General features: G+C 53.6%; 16 protein-coding genes. 6 read left to right on the top strand and 10 right to left on the bottom strand.

Annotated elements, in window-relative coordinates; translation table 11 throughout:
• Positions 1 to 39: 39 nt before the first annotated feature.
• Entirely contained in the window at positions 40 to 969 is a 930-nt protein-coding gene (locus tag GFB57_RS07020; protein WP_003025090.1) for a TIGR01212 family radical SAM protein, read from the bottom strand.
• Positions 970 to 1653: 684 nt separating this feature from the next.
• Between GFB57_RS07020 and gltB the strand changes: the two genes are divergently transcribed.
• The 5 genes from gltB to GFB57_RS06995 all read left to right on the top strand — a co-directional run bounded on the left by gltB (position 1654) and on the right by GFB57_RS06995 (position 11485).
• Entirely contained in the window at positions 1654 to 6114 is a 4461-nt protein-coding gene (gene gltB, locus GFB57_RS07015; RefSeq protein ID WP_003025093.1) for a glutamate synthase large subunit, read from the top strand.
• 12 nt (positions 6115 to 6126) lie between these two features.
• Positions 6127 to 7545 (top strand): glutamate synthase small subunit, encoded by a 1419-nt coding sequence (locus GFB57_RS07010; protein WP_003025096.1) that lies wholly within the window; start codon positions 6127 to 6129, stop codon positions 7543 to 7545.
• A 199-nt stretch (positions 7546 to 7744) separates the two neighbouring features.
• Positions 7745 to 8827 (top strand): PDDEXK nuclease domain-containing protein, encoded by a 1083-nt coding sequence (locus GFB57_RS07005; RefSeq protein WP_003025099.1) that lies wholly within the window; start codon positions 7745 to 7747, stop codon positions 8825 to 8827.
• Between the two features lie 137 nt (positions 8828 to 8964).
• Complete coding sequence (gene codB / locus GFB57_RS07000) at positions 8965 to 10215, top strand: cytosine permease (RefSeq protein ID WP_003844832.1); 1251 nt, start codon at positions 8965 to 8967, stop codon at positions 10213 to 10215.
• On the top strand, positions 10205 to 11485 hold the full coding sequence (locus tag GFB57_RS06995) for a cytosine deaminase (RefSeq protein WP_003025105.1): 1281 nt from the start codon (positions 10205 to 10207) through the stop codon (positions 11483 to 11485). Before codB ends, GFB57_RS06995 begins: the two co-directional genes overlap by 11 nt.
• A 58-nt stretch (positions 11486 to 11543) precedes the next feature.
• On the opposite strand, the gene nanQ is transcribed toward GFB57_RS06995, so the two are convergent.
• From nanQ to nanR, 5 genes are all read right to left on the bottom strand, one after another.
• A complete protein-coding gene (gene nanQ, locus GFB57_RS06990; RefSeq protein WP_003025108.1) occupies positions 11544 to 12011 on the bottom strand; it encodes an N-acetylneuraminate anomerase in 468 nt (155 codons plus the stop codon).
• A gap of 2 nt (positions 12012 to 12013) precedes the next feature.
• Positions 12014 to 12883, bottom strand: a complete 870-nt coding sequence (nanK, locus tag GFB57_RS06985; RefSeq protein WP_003025116.1) for an N-acetylmannosamine kinase — start codon at positions 12881 to 12883, stop codon at positions 12014 to 12016.
• Between the two features lie 106 nt (positions 12884 to 12989).
• A complete protein-coding gene (locus GFB57_RS06980) occupies positions 12990 to 14480 on the bottom strand; it encodes an MFS transporter (protein WP_290366949.1) in 1491 nt (496 codons plus the stop codon).
• A gap of 110 nt (positions 14481 to 14590) precedes the next feature.
• On the bottom strand, positions 14591 to 15484 hold the full coding sequence (nanA, locus tag GFB57_RS06975; protein ID WP_003025121.1) for an N-acetylneuraminate lyase: 894 nt from the start codon (positions 15482 to 15484) through the stop codon (positions 14591 to 14593).
• 134 nt (positions 15485 to 15618) lie between these two features.
• On the bottom strand, positions 15619 to 16410 hold the full coding sequence (gene nanR, locus GFB57_RS06970) for a transcriptional regulator NanR (protein ID WP_003025123.1): 792 nt from the start codon (positions 16408 to 16410) through the stop codon (positions 15619 to 15621).
• 360 nt (positions 16411 to 16770) lie between these two features.
• Between nanR and dcuC the strand changes: the two genes are divergently transcribed.
• Positions 16771 to 18138, top strand: coding sequence for an anaerobic C4-dicarboxylate transporter DcuC (gene dcuC / locus GFB57_RS06965; protein WP_290366948.1), 1368 nt, complete (start codon positions 16771 to 16773; stop codon positions 18136 to 18138).
• 56 nt (positions 18139 to 18194) lie between these two features.
• Here the strand turns inward: dcuC and sspB are convergent, their stop codons facing one another.
• From sspB to rplM, 4 genes are all read right to left on the bottom strand, one after another.
• Complete coding sequence (gene sspB, locus GFB57_RS06960) at positions 18195 to 18698, bottom strand: ClpXP protease specificity-enhancing factor (RefSeq protein WP_003025130.1); 504 nt, start codon at positions 18696 to 18698, stop codon at positions 18195 to 18197.
• Between the two features lie 5 nt (positions 18699 to 18703).
• The gene (gene sspA, locus GFB57_RS06955) at positions 18704 to 19342 is read right to left on the bottom strand and encodes a stringent starvation protein SspA (protein WP_003025132.1); all 639 of its coding nucleotides are present in this window, start codon (positions 19340 to 19342) and stop codon (positions 18704 to 18706) included.
• 316 nt (positions 19343 to 19658) lie between these two features.
• Positions 19659 to 20051 carry a 30S ribosomal protein S9 gene (gene rpsI / locus GFB57_RS06950; RefSeq protein ID WP_003025138.1) on the bottom strand — a complete coding sequence of 131 codons (393 nt, stop codon included), beginning with the start codon at positions 20049 to 20051 and terminating at the stop codon, positions 19659 to 19661.
• A gap of 15 nt (positions 20052 to 20066) precedes the next feature.
• Positions 20067 to 20495 (bottom strand): 50S ribosomal protein L13, encoded by a 429-nt coding sequence (gene rplM / locus GFB57_RS06945; RefSeq protein ID WP_003025141.1) that lies wholly within the window; start codon positions 20493 to 20495, stop codon positions 20067 to 20069.
• Between the last annotated feature and the right edge of the window lie 83 nt (positions 20496 to 20578).

The following is a 20578-nucleotide window of genomic DNA, read 5'->3' as shown; positions in this document are numbered from 1 at the left end:
TTGCCGGATGTCGGCTTTGCCTTATCCGGCCTACGAGGGTTAGATCACCGGCTGCACCCATGGCGTACCCAGCGCCGAGCCTTGCACGCCGTGCTCGTTAAGGTACTTATCCAGTTCAACCATCCCAGTCCAGCGATTTTCACACCATAGCGGTGCTAACAACGTTGGGCGACGCGCGCTGGCGGAAATGCGATGATAAATCACCTCTGGCGGCGTATGGCGGATCATCTCCCCGGCGGTAACCGTATAATCGTCCAGTTCAATTCCGTTCAGCCGCCCGGCTTCCCAGGCTTTCGCCATCGTACTGCCTTTCACAATATGCAGCGGATGCAGCTTAATACCGTCGACACCCGTCTCCACCACACGTTCCATGGTTTGCAGGCATTCTGCCTGCCCTTCTCCCGGCAGACCGACAATCAGGTGCGAACATACTTTCAGCCCGCGTTCACGCGCCAGCCGCGTGGTGTTCTGGTAGCAGGCAAAATCATGACCGCGGTTAATACGGTGCAGGGTTTTGTCATGTGCGGTTTGCAGACCAAGTTCCAGCCATACCTCATAACCCAGGTCTTTATACTCGCAAAGCAGATCGAGTACCGCATCCGGCACGCAGTCGGGGCGCGTCCCAACGCATAACCCGACGATACTGGCCTGGCTGACCGCCTGCTGATACATCGAACGCAGCACCTGTACTTCAGCAAAGGTGCTGGTATAGGCCTGGAAATAGGCCAGATAGCGTCTGGCGCGATTGACCAACTGCGCCTGATGCTCAAGTTGCTCGGCAATGGAATGATGCTGCTGAGTTTCATCGGCAAACGAGGCGACATTACAGAAAGTACATCCGCCACGTCCGATGGTGCCATCACGATTTGGACAGCTAAAGCCGCCGTGCAGCGTGAGTTTATGAACCTTTTGCCCATAACGGCGAGAAAGATCCCCACCAAACATATTGACTAATTTCTGTAACTGCATAATCTGGTAGACCGCGCCTTGAAAAGAGGCCAAAGCCTGCCATTTTTTGCCCCAGTCGGCGATGACCTGGATCAATCGCCCTGGCGAGCCTTTATTTATTGCATAACAAATCAAAATAATTGAAATTTCATTCACTCAAAATCTAATTACTTTTCCTTATATTCAGCGGTTTTTTTTATCTTCTTATACTCTGAGCGTAAAAACAGTATCTTTAAGACGCCTGAACTCTAAAAACCAGCATAAAATGCCAGTCATCTCGATAAATAAAGGGAAGACGGGGGATATCCAGCCTTTCTGACAGTGAGACAGATCACACTTCCAGGGGGATTCCTCTTAGGTTAAATCAATGTAAAAAACCCTTTTATTTCAATATTTTCATAAAGTTAATTGCCCTATAGCACATTTTTGCATAAATAAGATTGCCATTTGACCTGTGTGTGGATTCCCGATAACTTGGAAATCCGCTGGAAGCTTTCTGGATGAGCAGTCTGCTCATCATATTTATGCAGTAATTGAGATTCCCTCTGAAGCAAGTCCTCAAACTTGTTTGACCTGTGCAAAAAGGATAAAGAGGGCGAATGCGAGGTAAGCGTATGACACGCAAACCCCGTCGCCATGCTCTTGGTGTGCCCGTGCGCAACGGTCCAGATGGGAATCCCTCAGAGCCTGGGGAGGTTCACTGATATGTTGTACGATAAATCCCTTGAGAGGGATAACTGTGGTTTCGGCCTGATCGCCCACATAGAAGGCGAACCTAGCCACAAGGTAGTGCGTACCGCCATACACGCACTGGCCCGTATGCAGCACCGTGGCGCAATTCTTGCCGATGGAAAAACCGGCGATGGTTGCGGCCTGCTGTTACAAAAACCTGACCGCTTTTTCCGCATCGTGGCGCAAGAGCGCGGCTGGCGTTTAGCCAAAAACTACGCCGTCGGCATGATCTTTTTAAATAAAGACCCTGAACTGGCTGCGGCTTCTCGTCGCATTGTTGAAGAAGAATTACAGCAGGAGACCCTGTCGATTGTCGGCTGGCGCGACGTGCCGACCAACGAAGGTGTTCTCGGTGAAATTGCGCTCTCCTCCCTGCCTCGTATCGAGCAAATTTTTGTTAACGCCCCTGCGGGCTGGCGTCCGCGTGATATGGAGCGTCGCCTGTTCATCGCGCGTCGTCGTATCGAAAAACGCCTCCTGCAAGACAAAGATTTCTACGTCTGTAGCTTGTCGAACCTGGTCAATATCTATAAAGGTCTGTGTATGCCGGCGGATCTGCCGCGCTTCTACCTGGACCTGGCAGACCTGCGTCTGGAATCGGCCATCTGCCTGTTCCACCAGCGCTTCTCCACCAACACCGTACCGCGCTGGCCGCTGGCGCAGCCGTTCCGCTATCTGGCGCACAACGGTGAAATCAACACCATCACCGGCAACCGCCAATGGGCGCGCGCCCGTACCTATAAGTTCCAGACCCCGTTGATCCCGGATCTGCACGACGCCGCGCCGTTTGTTAACGAAACCGGCTCAGACTCCAGTTCGATGGATAACATGCTGGAACTGCTGCTGGCAGGCGGGATGGACATCATCCGCGCCATGCGCTTACTGGTTCCACCGGCATGGCAGAACAACCCGGATATGGATCCGGAGCTGCGCGCGTTCTTTGACTTTAACTCCATGCACATGGAACCGTGGGACGGCCCGGCGGGCATCGTCATGTCCGACGGCCGCTTTGCCGCCTGTAACCTTGACCGTAACGGCTTGCGTCCGGCACGCTACGTCATCACCAAAGACAAGCTGATTACCTGCGCCTCTGAAGTCGGGATCTGGGATTATCAGCCGGATGAAGTGGTAGAGAAAGGCCGCGTCGGCCCTGGCGAGCTGATGGTTATCGATACTCGCAGCGGGCGCATTCTCCACTCCGCCGAAACCGATGATGACCTGAAAAGCCGTCACCCATACAAAGAGTGGATGGAGAAAAACGTCCGCCGTCTGGTGCCGTTCGAAGACCTGGCTGACGATCAGGTCGGCAGCCGTGAACTGGACGATGACACCCTCGCCAGCTATCAGAAACAGTTTAACTACAGCGCTGAAGAGCTGGATTCCGTGATCCGCGTGCTCGGCGAAAATGGCCAGGAAGCGGTCGGTTCAATGGGTGACGATACCCCGTTTGCCGTACTCTCCAGCCAGCCGCGCATCATTTATGACTACTTCCGCCAGCAGTTCGCGCAGGTGACTAACCCGCCGATCGATCCGCTGCGTGAAGCGCACGTTATGTCGCTGGCCACCAGCATCGGTCGTGAGATGAACGTCTTCTGCGAAGCCGAAGGTCAGGCACACCGCCTGAGCTTTAAATCGCCGATCCTGCTGTACTCCGATTTCACCCAGCTTACCACCATGAAAGAGGAGCATTATCGCGCTGACCGTCTGGATATCACCTTCGACGCGACCGAAACTACGCTCGAAGAGACCGTCAAAGCATTGTGCGATAAGGCGGAACAGATGGTGCGCAACGGCACGGTACTGCTGGTACTCTCTGACCGCAACATCGCTAAAAATCGTCTGCCGGTTCCGGCGCCGATGGCCGTGGGCGCAGTGCAAACGCGTCTGGTAGAACAAAGCCTGCGCTGCGACGCCAACATCATCGTTGAAACCGCCAGTGCCCGCGATCCGCACCATTTTGCCGTCCTGCTCGGTTTTGGCGCGACGGCAATCTATCCGTATCTCGCGTATGAAACATTGGGACGTCTGATCGACACTCAGGCGATTGCCAAAGATTACCGGACCGTGATGCTGAACTACCGTAACGGCATCAACAAAGGTCTGTACAAAATCATGTCCAAAATGGGCATCTCGACCATTGCCTCCTACCGCTGCTCGAAGCTGTTTGAAGCCGTTGGTCTGCACGATGATGTGGTTGCGTTGTGCTTCCAGGGCGTGGTCAGCCGTATTAGCGGTGCAGGGTTTACCGACTTCCAGCAGGATCTGCTGAACCTCTCCAAACATGCATGGCTGGCGCGTAAACCTATCAGCCAGGGCGGTTTGCTGAAGTACGTCCACGGCGGCGAATACCACGCCTACAACCCGGACGTGGTACGCACTCTGCAGCAGGCGGTACAAAGCGGCGAGTACAGCGACTATCAGGAATACGCCAAGCTGGTTAATGAGCGTCCGGCGGCCACGCTGCGCGATCTGCTGGCGATTACGCCTGGCGATGAAGCCGTAAGCATTAGCGAAGTAGAACCCGCGACCGAACTGTTTAAACGCTTTGATACCGCCGCCATGTCTATCGGCGCATTAAGCCCGGAAGCACACGAAGCGCTGGCCGAAGCCATGAACAGCATCGGCGGCAATTCGAACTCCGGTGAAGGCGGCGAAGACCCGGCGCGCTATGGCACCAATAAAGTGTCACGGATTAAGCAGGTTGCTTCCGGTCGCTTTGGCGTAACCCCGGCATACCTGGTCAATGCCGATGTCATTCAGATTAAAGTCGCTCAGGGCGCGAAACCTGGCGAAGGTGGTCAGTTACCGGGTGATAAAGTCACCCCGTACATCGCCAAACTACGCTATTCCGTACCGGGCGTGACGCTGATCTCCCCGCCGCCGCACCACGATATCTACTCTATCGAGGATTTAGCGCAGCTGATTTTCGACCTGAAACAGGTCAACCCGAAGGCGATGATCTCGGTGAAGCTGGTTTCCGAACCAGGCGTTGGTACCATCGCCACTGGCGTAGCGAAAGCCTATGCGGATCTGATCACCATTGCTGGCTACGATGGCGGCACTGGCGCAAGCCCGCTCTCATCAGTGAAATATGCGGGCTGCCCGTGGGAACTCGGCCTGGTGGAAACCCAGCAGGCGCTGGTGGCTAACGGTCTGCGTCACAAGATTCGTCTGCAGGTCGATGGCGGTCTGAAAACCGGCGTCGATATCATTAAAGCGGCAATTCTGGGTGCAGAAAGCTTTGGCTTCGGTACCGGCCCGATGGTGGCGCTGGGCTGTAAATATCTGCGTATTTGCCACCTGAACAACTGCGCAACCGGTGTTGCAACTCAGGATGAGAAACTGCGTAAGAACCACTATCACGGCCTGCCGTTCAAAGTGACCAACTACTTTGAATTTATCGCCCGTGAAGTGCGCGAGCTGATGGCCGAGCTGGGCGTCACCCGCCTGGTCGACCTGATTGGCCGCACCGATCTGCTCAAAGAGCTGGAAGGGTTTACCGCCAAGCAGCAAAAGCTGGAGCTGTCTCGTCTGCTGGAAACAGCCGAACCGCATCCTGGTAAAGCGCTGCATTGCACCGAGAACAACCCGCCGTTTGATAATGGCGTGCTGAACGCCCAGCTGTTGCAGCAGGCGAAGCCGTTCGTCGACGAGCGCCAGAGCAAAACCTTCTGGTTCGATATCCGCAACACCGACCGTTCCGTCGGCGCATCGCTGTCGGGCTATATCGCTCAGACGCATGGCGATCAGGGGCTGGCGTCTGACCCGATCAAAGCGCACTTCAGCGGTACTGCAGGCCAGAGCTTTGGCGTGTGGAACGCGGGCGGCGTGGAGCTGTATCTGACCGGCGATGCCAACGACTATGTCGGTAAAGGCATGGCGGGTGGCCTGCTGGCAGTGCGTCCTCCGGTTGGCTCTGCTTTCCGTAGCCATGAAGCGAGCATCATCGGTAACACCTGCCTGTATGGCGCCACCGGTGGTCGCCTGTTTGCTGCGGGTCGTGCGGGTGAGCGCTTTGCAGTACGTAACTCCGGCGCAATCACCGTGGTTGAAGGTATTGGCGACAACGGCTGTGAATACATGACCGGCGGCATCGTCTGTATTCTCGGCAAAACCGGCGTTAACTTTGGCGCGGGCATGACCGGCGGATTCGCCTACGTGCTCGATGAAGACGGTGAATTCCGCAAACGCGTAAACCCGGAACTGGTCGAAGTGCTGAGCGTGGACTCGCTGGCGATCCACGAAGAGCACCTGCGTGGCCTGATTACCGAGCACGTACAGCATACCGGCTCTTCTCACGGCGAAGAGATCCTGGCGAACTGGCCAGCATTCTCGGCGAAATTCGCGCTGGTAAAACCAAAATCCAGTGATGTGAAAGCACTGTTGGGTCACCGTAGTCGTAGCGCAGCAGAGCTGCGTGTGCAGGCGCAGTAAGGGGTAGCAGCAATGAGTCAGAACGTATACCAATTTATCGACCTGCAGCGTGTTGATCCGCCGAAGAAGCCGCTGAAGATCCGCAAGATCGAGTTTATCGAGATTTACGAGCCGTTTTCCGAAGGCCAAGCTAAAGCACAGGCAGATCGCTGCCTGTCCTGCGGTAACCCGTACTGCGAGTGGAAGTGCCCGGTGCATAACTACATCCCGAACTGGCTGAAGTTGGCGAATGAGGGACGTATTTTTGAAGCGGCTGAGCTGTCACATCAGACCAACACCCTGCCGGAAGTCTGCGGGCGCGTGTGTCCGCAGGACCGTCTGTGTGAGGGTTCCTGTACGCTGAACGATGAGTTCGGCGCGGTGACCATCGGCAATATTGAACGCTATATCAACGACAAAGCGTTTGAGATGGGCTGGCGTCCGGATATGACCGGTGTTCGCCAGACGGACAAGCGCGTCGCCATTATCGGTGCCGGTCCTGCAGGTCTGGCGTGCGCTGATGTGCTGACCCGCAACGGCGTGAAGGCGGTGGTCTTTGACCGTCACCCGGAAATCGGCGGCTTGCTGACCTTCGGTATCCCAGCCTTCAAGCTGGAAAAAGAGGTCATGACCCGTCGCCGTGAAATCTTCACCGGCATGGGCATTGAGTTCAAACTGAACGTGGAAGTAGGCCGTGACGTACAGCTCAACGATTTGCTGAAGGATTACGACGCCGTGTTCCTTGGCGTAGGAACCTATCAGTCGATGCGCGGCGGGCTGGAAAACGAAGACGCTGATGGCGTGTTTGATGCCCTGCCGTTCCTGATTGCCAATACCAAACAGTTGATGGGCTTTGGCGAAAGCAGCAATGAGCCATACATCAGCATGGAAGGCAAACGTGTCGTCGTGCTCGGCGGTGGCGATACCGCGATGGACTGCGTGCGCACCTCCGTACGTCAGGAAGCATCACACGTTATCTGCGCCTATCGTCGCGATGAAGAGAACATGCCGGGTTCGAAACGCGAAGTGAAAAACGCGCGCGAAGAAGGCGTCGAGTTCCAGTTCAACGTCCAGCCTTTAGGTGTGGAAGTGAATGCCAACGGGAAAGTGTGCGGCGTGAAAATGGCGCGTACTGAAATGGGCGAACCGGATGCGAAGGGGCGTCGCCGTGCGGAGATCGTCGCTGGCTCCGAGCACGTTGTTCCGGCTGATGCCGTGGTCCTGGCGTTTGGTTTCCGCCCACATAGCATGGAATGGTTGAAAGAGCACAGCGTCGAACTGGATTCACAGGGGCGCATTATTGCCCCGGAACGTAGCGACAACGCTTTCCAGACCAGCAACCCGAAAATCTTCGCCGGTGGCGACATCGTGCGCGGTTCGGATCTGGTGGTCACCGCGATTGCCGAAGGTCGTAAAGCGGCAGACGGGATTCTGAATTACCTGGAAGTGTAAAAGAGCCTTCTCTGGCCCCTGTTCACGTTTGTCGACAGGGGCTTTTTTTCTCCGTATTTCTCCACCATTCTTTGAAAGCTACTCGCAATTAAGACTGCAAGTCTTTGTAATTAGTAGAACGTGGATTGACCACTTCAGCACCCGGGCGTATTGATCGCGGAATATTTTTACACCGTAACTTTCACGAAAGGGATGAAGTATGACCACGCCGACGTCACTTCAGGATGCAGATGACTATCAGCAAATCCATAACGGAATTGTTCGACTACTGGACACCGCGCGGACAGAAACTGTCCGTAGTATCAATGCACTAATGACGGCGACCTACTGGGAAATTGGTCGACGAATTGTTGAATTTGAGCAAGGTGGTGAATCCCGGGCAGCCTATGGCGCTCAGCTTATTGAACGGCTGTCAGTGGATCTAAACCAACGCTATAAACGGGGGTTTTCCATGGTAAACATACGGCAAATGCGTATGTTTTATCTTTATTTTCAACAAATTGAGATTCAGCAGACACTGTCTGGTGAATCTCAAAATCTCATACAACTCGCCAAAACATTCCCACTACCCTGGTCGGCGTATGTCCGCCTCTTGTCTGTTAAAAATGCCGATGCCCGCACTTTTTATGAGAAAGAGACTCTCCGTAACGGCTGGTCAGTACGGCAGCTCAATCGACAAATTGCCACTCAGTTTTATGAGCGGACGCTGTTGTCCCGCGACAAATCCGCCATGTTGCAGAAGGCAGTCCCGACGGAGCCTGAAGTCTTGCCTGAAAAGGCCATCCGCGATCCGTTCATTCTGGAGTTTCTTGGCCTCAAGGATGAGTATTCAGAATCGGATCTTGAAGAGGCGCTGATCAATCACCTGATGGACTTTATGCTGGAGCTCGGCGACGATTTTGCTTTTGTTGGCCGTCAGCGTCGATTGCGCATTGACGATAACTGGTTCCGCGTCGATCTGCTGTTCTTTCATCGTCGTTTACGCTGCCTGTTGCTCGTTGATCTAAAAGTAGGCAAATTCAGCTATGCGGATGCCGGGCAGATGAATATGTATCTGAACTATGCCAAAGAACATTGGACGATACCGGGGGAAAATCCGCCAGTCGGGCTGATTCTGTGCGCAGGAAAAGGGGCGGGGGAAGCGCACTACGCGTTGAACGGCCTACCGAATACCATCCAGGCGAGCGAGTACAAAGTACAGCTACCTGATGAAAAATTACTTGCAGACGAGCTCATTCGTTCACAAACCATGCTGGGAACTCAACTCACAGACGCGGGTTAACTGTCGACCAAGGAAAATCAACGCAATCATCAACACCATAAATAATAACCATGTAAAGATTATACGTAATCGTTTGCTTTATTCTGAGAACTGTATATTATGCGGCGGATTTTTTGGGCAAAATTCATGGAGGCGTTGTGTCGCAGGACAACAATTATAGCCAGGGCCCCGTCCCTCTGGCGGCGCGGAAAGGCGTGGTTCCACTAACATTTGTCATGTTGGGGCTTACATTTTTTTCCGCCAGTATGTGGACCGGTGGCACACTCGGTACCGGTCTTTCCTATAATGATTTCTTCCTGGCAGTTCTCTTCGGTAATCTTCTCCTCGGTATTTACACTGCATTTCTCGGTTTTATCGGCGCAAAAACAGGGCTCTCAACCCACCTTCTGGCGCGTTACTCATTTGGTTTGAAAGGTTCATGGCTTCCCTCACTGTTGTTAGGCGGTACGCAGGTAGGCTGGTTTGGCGTGGGTGTGGCTATGTTTGCTATCCCGGTGGGCAAAGCGACAGGAATTGACGTCAATATCCTGATTGCGGTTTCCGGTCTGTTGATGACCCTGACCATCTTTTTTGGCATCTCGGCGCTGACCGTTTTATCTATCATCGCCGTGCCTGCCATCGTCGTTCTTGGCAGCTACTCCGTCTGGCTGGCGGTGAGTGATGTCGGCGGTTTAGACCATTTAAAAGCGATAGTGCCGCAGACGCCGCTGAATTTCTCCACCGCCCTGGCGCTGGTGGTCGGTTCGTTTGTCAGCGCAGGAACATTAACCGCCGACTTCGTGCGCTTTGGTCGCAACGCCAAAGGCGCGGTGCTGATTGCCATGGTGGCGTTTTTCCTTGGCAACTCCTTGATGTTCATCTTCGGCGCTGCGGGCGCGGCTGCGGTTGGACAGGCGGATATCTCTGATGTGATGATTGCCCAGGGACTACTGCTGCCCGCGATTGTAGTGCTCGGTCTGAACATCTGGACGACTAACGACAATGCGCTGTATGCCTCAGGTCTGGGATTTGCCAATATTACCGGCCTTTCCAGCCGTACGCTGTCGGTGGCTAACGGTATTATCGGCACATTGTGCGCGCTATGGCTTTACAATAACTTTGTCGGTTGGCTGACTTTTCTGTCGGCAGCAATTCCCCCGATTGGCGGGGTGATCATCGCCGACTATCTGCTGAACCATCGTCGCTATGCCGACTTCAGCAAAGCGCAATTTATTTCCGTAAACTGGATAGCGATCCTGTCCGTTGCATTGGGCATTGCCGCAGGTCACTATATTCCCGGTATTGTGCCCGTCAACGCCGTACTTGGCGGCGTATTCAGCTATATCCTGCTGAATCCACTTTTTAATCGCAGCCTTGCTAAATCACCAGAGGTCAGCCATGCAGAATAATAACATCACCCTTCGTCAGGCACGTTTACAGGGACGCGAAGGATTGTGGCAGCTCACGATTGAAAACGGGCGCTTCAGCCGGATTGAGCCACAGGACACCGCCACGTTACCGCAGGGCGAAGTGCTTGATGCCGAAGGCGGCCTGGCCATTCCACCGTTCGTTGAGCCACATATCCATCTGGACACCACGCAAACCGCAGGCGAGCCGAGCTGGAACCAGTCTGGTACGTTATTTGAAGGCATTGAGCGTTGGGCCGAACGTAAGGCAATGCTCACGCACGAAGACGTCAAAGCGCGCGCCATGCAGACGCTGAAGTGGCAGATGGCCAACGGCATCCAGTATGTCCGCACGCACGTTGACGTTTCCGATCCGACGCTGACTGCACTGAAAGCCATGCTGGAGGTGAAGCAAGAAGTCGCGCCGTGGGTAGAGCTGCAAATTGTCGCGTTCCCGCAAGAGGGCATTCTTTCTTACCCCAACGGTGAAGCGCTATTAGAGGAAGCCGTGCGTTTGGGCGCAGACGTCATTGGCGCGATCCCCCACTTTGAATTTACGCGTGAATATGGCGTTGAGTCGCTGCACAAAATTTTCGCTCTGGCGCAGAAATACGATCGGCTTATCGATGTGCACTGCGACGAAATTGACGATGAGCAGTCACGCTTTGTTGAAACCGTCGCGGCGCTGGCGCATCGTGACAATATGGGCGAACGCGTGACCGCCAGTCATACCACGGCAATGCATTCCTATAACGGCGCGTATGCTTCCCGCCTCTTTCGCCTGTTGAAAATGTCCGGCATTAACTTTGTCGCGAACCCACTGGTAAATATTCACCTGCAAGGGCGCTTTGATACGTATCCTAAACGTCGCGGCGTAACGCGCGTCAAAGAGATGCTGGAAGCGGAGATCAACGTCTGCTTCGGCCATGATGACGTCTTCGACCCGTGGTATCCGCTGGGCACCGCCAATATGCTGCAGGTACTGCATATGGGATTACATGTGTGTCAGCTGATGGGATACGGACAAATCAACGATGGGCTGAACCTGGTTACCACCCACAGTGCGAAAACCCTGCACCTGCAGGATTACGGTCTGAACGTGGGAAACTCCGGAAATCTGGTGATTTTAGCGGCAGAAAATGGATTTGACGCGGTTCGTCGCCAGACGCCTGCACGTTATTCCATTCGTCACGGGCGAGTCATTGCTGAGACAGTGCCAAGCCAGACCACGCTGCATCTGGCGCAGCCGGAAGCGGTGACGTTTAAGCGCTAAGTTGTTCTATCCAGTGTCGGATGGCGCAAGCCTTGCCATCCGACACGGTCTCTCATCGTCAGGCTTGTAATAAGCTGGCGCGCACCTTGATCACGACCTTTTTGATTTCCCCCGGCCCCCCCACCATACAGCCCGGTTTATGCGGCTCGCCCGGCATAAAAATCGCAAATCTTCCCGGCTTCAGTACGATCGCCTGCTCATCGGCAATCTCGCTGCACAACTGATAGTCATCCTCAACATGCATCTCATCGCACTGGCGAGCAGAATCGGTCATCCCGAACAGAATGCGTTCTTCGCCAGACAACAGCACCTGAATATCAATGTACTGCTGATGCAGTTCCGCTTTCTTTTGCTCTGGGCTCTGCGTCGCAAACTGCATGACATTCATAAAAATAGTATCGCCCTGCAACGCGTAGCGCCCTGGCGTTTTCTCCTGCGGATTCGCCGCAATGGCAAGCGTTAATGCCTGCTGTAAGACCGGATGTAATCCGGCAGAAGGCAGTGAACGCAACTCATCTGATATCATCATCATTCTCCCTGGGCCAACAGCGCGGCCCCCAGTAATCCAGCGTCATGGCGGTAATGCGCCGCCAGTAATTCCACGTGATAGGCCAAGGGCTCTTGTGCCAGATAATGTTCAACCAGCGCCAGATATCCTTCAGCCAGCCCAACGCTGCCGCCAATCACCACAATCTGGCAATCGGTCGTGGCCTTCACATCGCCGATAAGCCTTGCCAAAGTACGCGCCGAGCGATGGATCAACCTGCTTGCCTGCTCATCTCCTTGCCCGGCGCGGCTAAAAATGGTTTTGGCGTCGCATCCAGCAAGCGTACCTTCGGCTGCAGCCGCGATCCCTCGACCGGAAGCAATCGCCTCGACGCAGCCCACACGTCCGCAGCCGCAGGCCGGTCCATTGGGATCCGCCAGCGTATGTCCTAAGTGCCCAGCCAGACCACCAGACCCGGTGAGTAACTTGCCGCTGCTGATCACGCCGCCGCCGACGCCTGTCGACACGGTGATAAACACCATGTCGCTTATCTCATCTGCCATAGCGTGGTATTCCGCCCAGGCCGCCGCCTGTGCGTCATTGACTGCCAGCGTCGGCAGGCCGGTGATTTGTTCCAGCGTTTGTGTTAGCGGAAAATGCATCAACCCGCCAAGGTTATGCGGGTTCAGCGCCAGTAAAACCCCCTCACGGATAATCCCCGTCGAGGCGATCGCCACCCGATTAGCACGCCCCTGTAGCGGTGCAACCAGTGCTTGTAGCGCAGCGCGCAGCGCCTCCGGCGTTTTGCTGGCGGGCGTCGGCAATTCACGCCGCTCGCGAATTTGCAGATTACTGTCTAACAGCGCGGCAGCCAGTTTGGTACCGCCGATATCCATTGCCAATGTGGTCATGACACCGCCTTCTGCATCGCGGTGATACGCTTTTTATCCCGTTGCTCAAGTAACGACATACTTCTTCCCTTTCGCTAATTGCCCGGTTCAACACCGGGCAATGGGATTAACTTTTGGATTTCACCATGGTGCTTTTGTCACCGCCGAACGGCACAGCCCCGCTGAACGGTCGACCATCAATGGCATCATGCGTACGTAACGCTTCAGGACGCAGCCAGCGCTGTACGCGGGACGGCATATCGAGACCAATCAGCAGGATCACCACAAATGTCAGACCGAAAGAGAGCGATCCCAGCGCGGTGCCCAGATCCAGACGTTGGGCAATCAGCGCGCCGATGATCGGTGCCAGAGCCCCACCCAGCGCGCCCACGTTATAGGTGAAGCCCAGGCCCACCGCACGCTGGTCGGTATCGAAATAGCCGCCAATCAATTTTGGTAAGATCCCGGAGATCCCCTGGCCGAGCATTTGCTGGAAAAACAGCAGCAAACCCAGTACCCAGACGTTTGAACCGCCTATCGCAAACACCGGAATAATCAGCAACTGCGAGGCCAGCAAACTGCAGACATAGGCTTTACGCGTACCCAGCCAGTCGCCAAGAAAACCGCCGACGCAACAACCGACCGCCGCACCAAAACCGCTAAAGAAGAGCACTCTGGCCACCGTGGAAGGATCGTACAGCAGTTCGGTTTTCAGATAGGTTGGCAACAGTGCCTGAATCGGCCACGAGTACAGGAAGGCGAATAGTACGACCACCATCAGCATGACGCCCGTCGGCCAGCGCTTCCCGCTGCTTTGCACCATAAAGCTAATGAAAATAAACGCACATATCAGGCCGAGGACCGCCACTATAGCCGCATTTTGCAGGTCGCCAGCAAAGCAGAACCACAGCGCGGTTGCAGCGGCGATCGTCATCAGAATATTAATTACCCGATGCTCGCCCCGGTAGAGAATATCCACCATCGTGCGCACTGGCGCTTTGCCTTCGTGTTTCTCTTTCCAGTCTTCCGCTTCCGGAATATTTTTACGCAGCCAGAGGGCGAAGATAATTGGCAGAATGCCGATGAAGAACAGCGCGCGCCACCCCCAGACTGGAACCACCAGGCTGTAGACCTGCGCGGCGATCACCGCGCCAACAGAGAAACCGGAAATCAGGAAGCCACTGGCTTTATTTCGCAGGTGTTTAGGCCAACTTTCAATAACATAGGTTGCACTGGAGCCGTACTCACCCGCCATTCCCATACCAATAACCAGGCGGGCGATAAACATGGTGGTGTAGCCCGGCGCGAAGCCGCAGGCCAGCGTCCCCACGGAGAACAGAATGATGCTGGTGACCATTGCCAGGCGGCGTCCGTAACGGTCGCCCATTGCCCCCAGCATTAACCCGCCAAACCAACGGGAGATAAAGGCGGCCGAGATCAGGCTGGCGGCCTGCACCGTCGTCAGTCCGAATTCGCCCTGCACTTCTGTCAGCACCAGGGCGATTAACACAAAATCGAAACCATCAAGCAAATATCCCAGCCAGGCGGCGGAAAATGCCCGCCATTGTGCCCGATTGAGATGGCGATACCACGGGATGCTCTGGGTAGAAGTACTCATTTTACTCTCCCGACGATCTTTGTTGTTGTGCCGGGTGGTGGCTTTGCCTTACCCGGCTTACGGTCGAAAAATCCAGGCCGGGCAAGCGAAGCGCCCCCGGCGACCCGCGATTACGCCTTTTCCGCCAGCAGTTGGTTTGCCAGCGCTTTCAGTTCCGGCAGATAGCGTTCATCTACCGGAGCAAAGGGTTTACGGCACAGTGGAATAGAAACCACATCCATATAGTGCAGTACTGTTTTCAGGCCGCGGAACACGCCAACCTTAATAAGCAGATCGATAACCTTATTGCACTCGGTTTGCAGCTTTTGCGCCGTGCGGATGTCGCCTTCTTTGAGCGCTTTCACAATTCCCTGATAACGCCATCCCATGATGTTGTAAGTGCTACCGATACCTCCATCTGCGCCTGCTAGCAGTCCAGAAGCGAAGATCTCATCATAACCGTTATAAAGCACCAGATCGGGATGAGCGCGGCGGATCTGTTCCATCTGATAGAGATCGCCCGAAGTTTGCTTCAGTGCGCCAACGCCCGGCAACGTCACCAGCGTGTTGATCTGATCCAGCGTCAGTTTTACGCCGCTCAGTGCCGGGATGTTATAGACCACCATCGGTAAGCCATCGGCGGAATCGATAATTGCGCGGTAGTGATCGCAGTGCTCTTCAAAGCTGAACGGATAGTAAAACGGCGTGACGGCCGAAACCGCATCAAATCCGTATCGATGCGCAACGCTCGCCAGCTGTTGACTCTCTTCGGTGCTCACCGTGCCAACATGGGCGATCAGCGTCACCTTGCCTTTTGCTTCTTCAGCAACAATTTCCAGAACCTGCTCTCTTTCAGCGCGGTTCTGGACAAAAGCCTCACCCGTTGAGCCACCGACATACAGCCCATCGATCCCCTGACCAATGTTGAAACGCACCAGACGGCGCAGGCTCTCGATGTCCAGTTTCTGTTGGTTATCGAATGGAGTTAATAACGCTGGCATTACGCCTTTTAAATTTCTTGCCATAACGACCTCTGACGATGATTAGTGTTATCTGACTGCATACCTTTATACCTGTTATACCAGATCAAATAAGCAGCAATACAATAGAGAACGCTTATAGTGCGATCTGCTTCACTAAAAGATCGTCAGGATCGCGATTACTTACGCAATTTTTTACTTTTGCTGAAGGCGTGCCAGGTTGCGGAAACGCTATTGAGATGTTCTTGCAGTGCGCGGTCTGCTTCTTCAGGATCGCGCTGACGAATCGCATCGACAATAGCGATATGCTGCTGATAACTCACGTTATTGCGTTCATACAATTCTTGATCGGCAACGGCCGGACGGGCAGCAATTAACCAGTCTAACAGCGCAACATGGATCGCCATAAAGATGGGATTGCCCGGGATCTCCGCCAGTACGCGGTGAAAATCAACGTCCGAACGGATGAACAACGTATTGTCATCGAGCGACTGGCTGTTGATCTCCAGCGCTTTCGCCAGCCTGTCGATTTGCTCATCTGTCGCATGTTCGGCGGCGTATCGAACCAGGCTTGATTCAAAGAACAGTCGCAACTGCTCGAAGTGGGCAATGCCGCCGGGATGTGCGAGGAAATCTTTCGCCATACCAGACAGCTCGCTGATGATGGTATCAGCTGAAGGACGCGAAACGCGGGCGCGCTCGCCGTTGTTGATTTGTACCAGACCTTTGCGTTTTAACGCGGCCAGCGCTTCTCGTACAGAAGGACGGCCCACGTTAAAGAAGGCCATCAGCTCCCGTTCAGACGGCAACTGTTCGCCCTCGCCAAATTCCCGACGACGAATCATCTGCTCCAGTTCTTCCTCAACCATTTCAGACAGTTTTTTACGCGCCAGCGGGCGATTGCGTAAGCTACGGCCAATGGTGGATGGAGAGTCTTCAGCTTGCGAATCAAATGCGTTCATAGGGTCCATTCAGCTAAGTCGTGGTGACAAACAACAGCGGGTTTATCCTAACACAGGATCGAAAGCAGGGTGAAATGATGGTCGATCCGCCCCCGCTGGCTTATTGATAATATACGTAACAGCAATATTATTTTAAGCGAGTATCTTCCGCCTATTTTTAATTTAATAGAGTTATATCATCTTCATGAAATTTATGAACATTAACGTGATAATTTATCATAACCATCTATTTTATAACGATAAATAATTAAACCCTTGAATTAAAAATAAGATATTCACTCCATAAAAAATGCCCAGAAAAATATAACATCCGTTGGGATAACAGCGTTATTACCGGATTTATCTTCTTTTCTGGCATGGAGTGAAACAATGTTCGGCATCATTATCTCTGTCATCGTTTTATTAACGATGGGTTACTTGATCCTCAAAAACTACAAACCGCAGGTCGTGCTGGCCGCCGCTGGGATCTTCCTGATGATCTGCGGTGTCTGGCTGGGCTACGGCGTGTTGGTCGCTGACGATAAGAGCAGTGGCTATCTACTGGTCGATATTTACAACGAAATTTTGCGTATGCTCTCCAACCGCGCAGCCGGACTGGGGTTATCAATCATGGCAGTGGGTGGTTATGCCCGCTATATGGATAGAATGGGAGCCAGCAGAGCGATGGTTAGCCTGTTAAGCCGCCCGCTCAAGCAAATCCGCTCACCCTATGTTGTGCTTGCCGCCACCTATGTTATTGGTCAGATCATGGCGCAGTTCATTACCAGCGCATCTGGGTTAGGTATGTTGCTGATGGTGACGCTGTTCCCAACGTTGGTCAGTCTTGGCGTGAGCCGTTTATCCGCTGTTGCGGTCATTGCCACTTCGATGTCGATTGAATGGGGCATTCTGGAAACCAACTCTATTTTTGCCGCGCAGGTCGCGGGTATGAAAATCGCCACTTATTTCTTTCAATACCAGTTGCCCGTCGCGTCGTGTGTCATTGTCGCCGTCGCCATTGCGCATTTTTTCGTTCAGCGTCAGTTTGATAAAAAAGCCGCACCGGAAAGCAACGGATTTGCTGAACAAAAGACGCTGGAAAACGTACCTCCGCTCTATTACGCCATTCTACCCGTCATGCCGCTGATCCTGATGCTAGGCTCGCTTGCCCTTGCGCAAATGGGGCTAATGAAAGCAGAGCTGAATCTGGTGGTGGTGATGTTGATGAGCATGACGCTGACTATGTTTGTTGAATTCCTGCATAAACATAATCTGCGCGAAACGATGGATGATGTGCAGGCTTTTTTTGACGGCATGGGGACGCAGTTTGCCAACGTTGTCACGCTGGTGGTCGCCGGTGAGATCTTTGCGAAAGGGTTGACGACTATCGGGACTGTCGACGCCGTAATAAAAGGCGCAGAGCATTCCGGTCTTGGCGGCATTGGCGTGATGATCATCATGGCGATGGTCATCGCCGCCTGTGCGATTGTCATGGGGTCAGGCAACGCACCGTTTATGTCTTTTGCCAGCCTCATTCCGAATATTGCCGCCGGGCTGCATATTCCTGCAGTAGTGATGATTATGCCGATGCATTTTGCCACTACGCTTGCCCGCGCGGTGTCACCCATAACCGCTGTAATTGTCGTGACATCAGGTATTGCCGGCGTATCGCCCTTTGAAGTGGTAAAACGTACAGCAATCCCGATGGCAGTAGGATTTGTGGTGAATATGGTAGCCACCATCGCGCTGTTTTACTGATCCCGAAGCCAGAAAACAGAACAGGCCCGAAAGGGCCTGTTTTTTTATTTCACTATTTATTTCACTACGCGCAGCGCTGGACGCCCACCGCGAGGTGGCGGCGGAGTGTCATCAGGATCGTTGTCGTCGCCATTGTCAGGCTTATCGCCATCAATGACCGACATGACTGTTTCACTCTCAAAACCAGACGCGTCGTTGTCGTCATCATTTAAGCTGGCGACATCTTCATCGTAGGCGGCTTCCGGTTCGAACATCGTACCAGCGCCATTTTCACGTGCATAAATTGCCAGAACAGCAGCCAACGGCACAGACACCTGACGCGGCACACCACCGAAGCGCGCGTTAAAGCGCACTTCATCGTTAGCCAGTTCCAGGTTGCCCACCGCACGCGGTGCAATATTCAGAACAATTTGCCCGTCACGCGCATATTCCATTGGAACCTGCACGTCCTGGAGCGTCACATCCACCACCAGATGCGGCGTGAGCTGGTTGTCTAGCAACCACTCATAGAACGCGCGCAGCAGATACGGACGGCGTGGTGTTAGCTGTGGCAAATCCATACAGGTTAACCCCGGCCCAGACGCATTTCACGTTCAGGCTCAGTCAGAGAAGCCAGGAAAGAGTCACGTTCGAAGACGCGAGTCATGTACCCTTTCAGTTCTTTCGAACCTGCACCGTTGAATTCAATACCCAGCTGCGGTAAACGCCACAGCAGCGGCGCCAGGTAACAGTCTACCAGGCTGAACTCATCGCTCAGGAAGTAAGGTTTCTGGCCAAATACTGGCGCAATTGCCAGCAGTTCTTCGCGCAGACGCTTACGCGCGACTTCGGCTTCAGATGCAGAACCGTTCACGATGACATTCATCAGCGTGTACCAGTCTTTTTCAATACGCTGCATGTACAGGCGGCTTTCACCACGCGCAACCGGGTAAACCGGCATCAGCGGCGGATGCGGGAAGCGCTCATCCAGGTATTCCATAATGATGCGAGATTCCCACAGGGTCAGCTCACGATCCACCAGTGTCGGTACGCTCTGATTCGGGTTGAGGTCGATCAGATCCTGAGGTGGATTGTCCTTTTCCACGTGCTCAATCTCGAAACTAACACCTTTCTCAGCCAGCACAATGCGGACCTGATGGCTATAGATGTCAGTAGGACCAGAAAACAGCGTCATTACCGAACGTTTGTTGGCAGCGACAGCCATGAAAACCTCCAGGTATATTCAGAATTTTTACTGCTACCAGCCACTCAGTGGCCAGCCAGAAGTGATGTCACCCAGACTCGGGAAAGTCATTGCTGTTCAAAATACAAACAAAAAATGAACGATACCGGACATTTGGGCAGAAAATTGGATGATAGTTTACCAGATTTTGTGACCTTTGTGGTGAGTCGATTCTTGAAATGGGGAAAAAGAGGTGGCAATCAGCGGATTACCGTGGATCTGAGGCGAAAAATAACGATAAAAAAACCCGCCAAAGCGGGTTTTTTCGCAAATTGTCGTCTGCCGAAGCAGAGTACAATTAACGTTTGGAGAACTGAGGACGACGACGTGCTTTACGCAGACCGACTTTCTTACGTTCAACCTGACGAGCATCACGGGTAACGAAGCCAGCTTTACGCAGTTCGCCACGCAGGGACTCGTCGTACTCCATCAGAGCGCGGGTGATACCGTGACGGATCGCACCAGCCTGACCAGAGATACCACCACCTTTAACAGTGATGTACAGATCCAGTTTCTCAACCATGTCGACCAGTTCCAGCGGCTGACGAACTACCATGCGGGCAGTTTCACGACCGAAGTACTGTTCCAGAGAACGTTGGTTGATTACGATTTTACCACTGCCCGGTTTGATGAAAACGCGAGCTGCGGAACTTTTGCGGCGACCAGTGCCGTAGTATTGATTTTCAGCCATTGCCTATAATCCCGATTAGATGTCAAGAACTTGCGGTTGCTGTGCCGCGTGGTTGTGCTCGTTGCCAGCGTAAACTTTCAGTTTACGGAACATAGCACGACCCAGCGGGCCTTTTGGCAGCATGCCTTTAACCGCGATTTCAAGCACACGCTCAGGACGGCGAGCAATCATCTCTTCAAAGGTCGCTTGTTTGATACCACCGATGTGGCCGGTGTGGTGATAGTACACTTTGTCAGTACGCTTGTTGCCGGTTACAGCAACTTTGTCAGCGTTCAGAACGATGATGTAATCACCGGTATCTACGTGCGGAGTGTATTCCGCTTTGTGCTTACCGCGCAGGCGCAGAGCCAGTTCGGAAGCCAGACGGCCCAGAGTTTTACCGGTCGCGTCAACAACATACCAGTCGCGTTTTACGGTTTCTGGTTTAGCTGTAAAAGTTTTCATTAAAAGCTTACCCAAATAAATAAGTTACACGTTGGTGAACACCCAAACGTTTTGTCAGTTGAGGTTCACACGACATTGTCCAG

Origin of the sequence: Citrobacter sp. S39, assembly GCF_009495675.1 — a bacterium.
GTDB classification, from domain to species: domain Bacteria; phylum Pseudomonadota; class Gammaproteobacteria; order Enterobacterales; family Enterobacteriaceae; genus Citrobacter; species Citrobacter freundii.
Note: the sequence above shows the minus strand (reverse complement) of the source record. Positions and strands in the feature narration are given on the sequence as shown.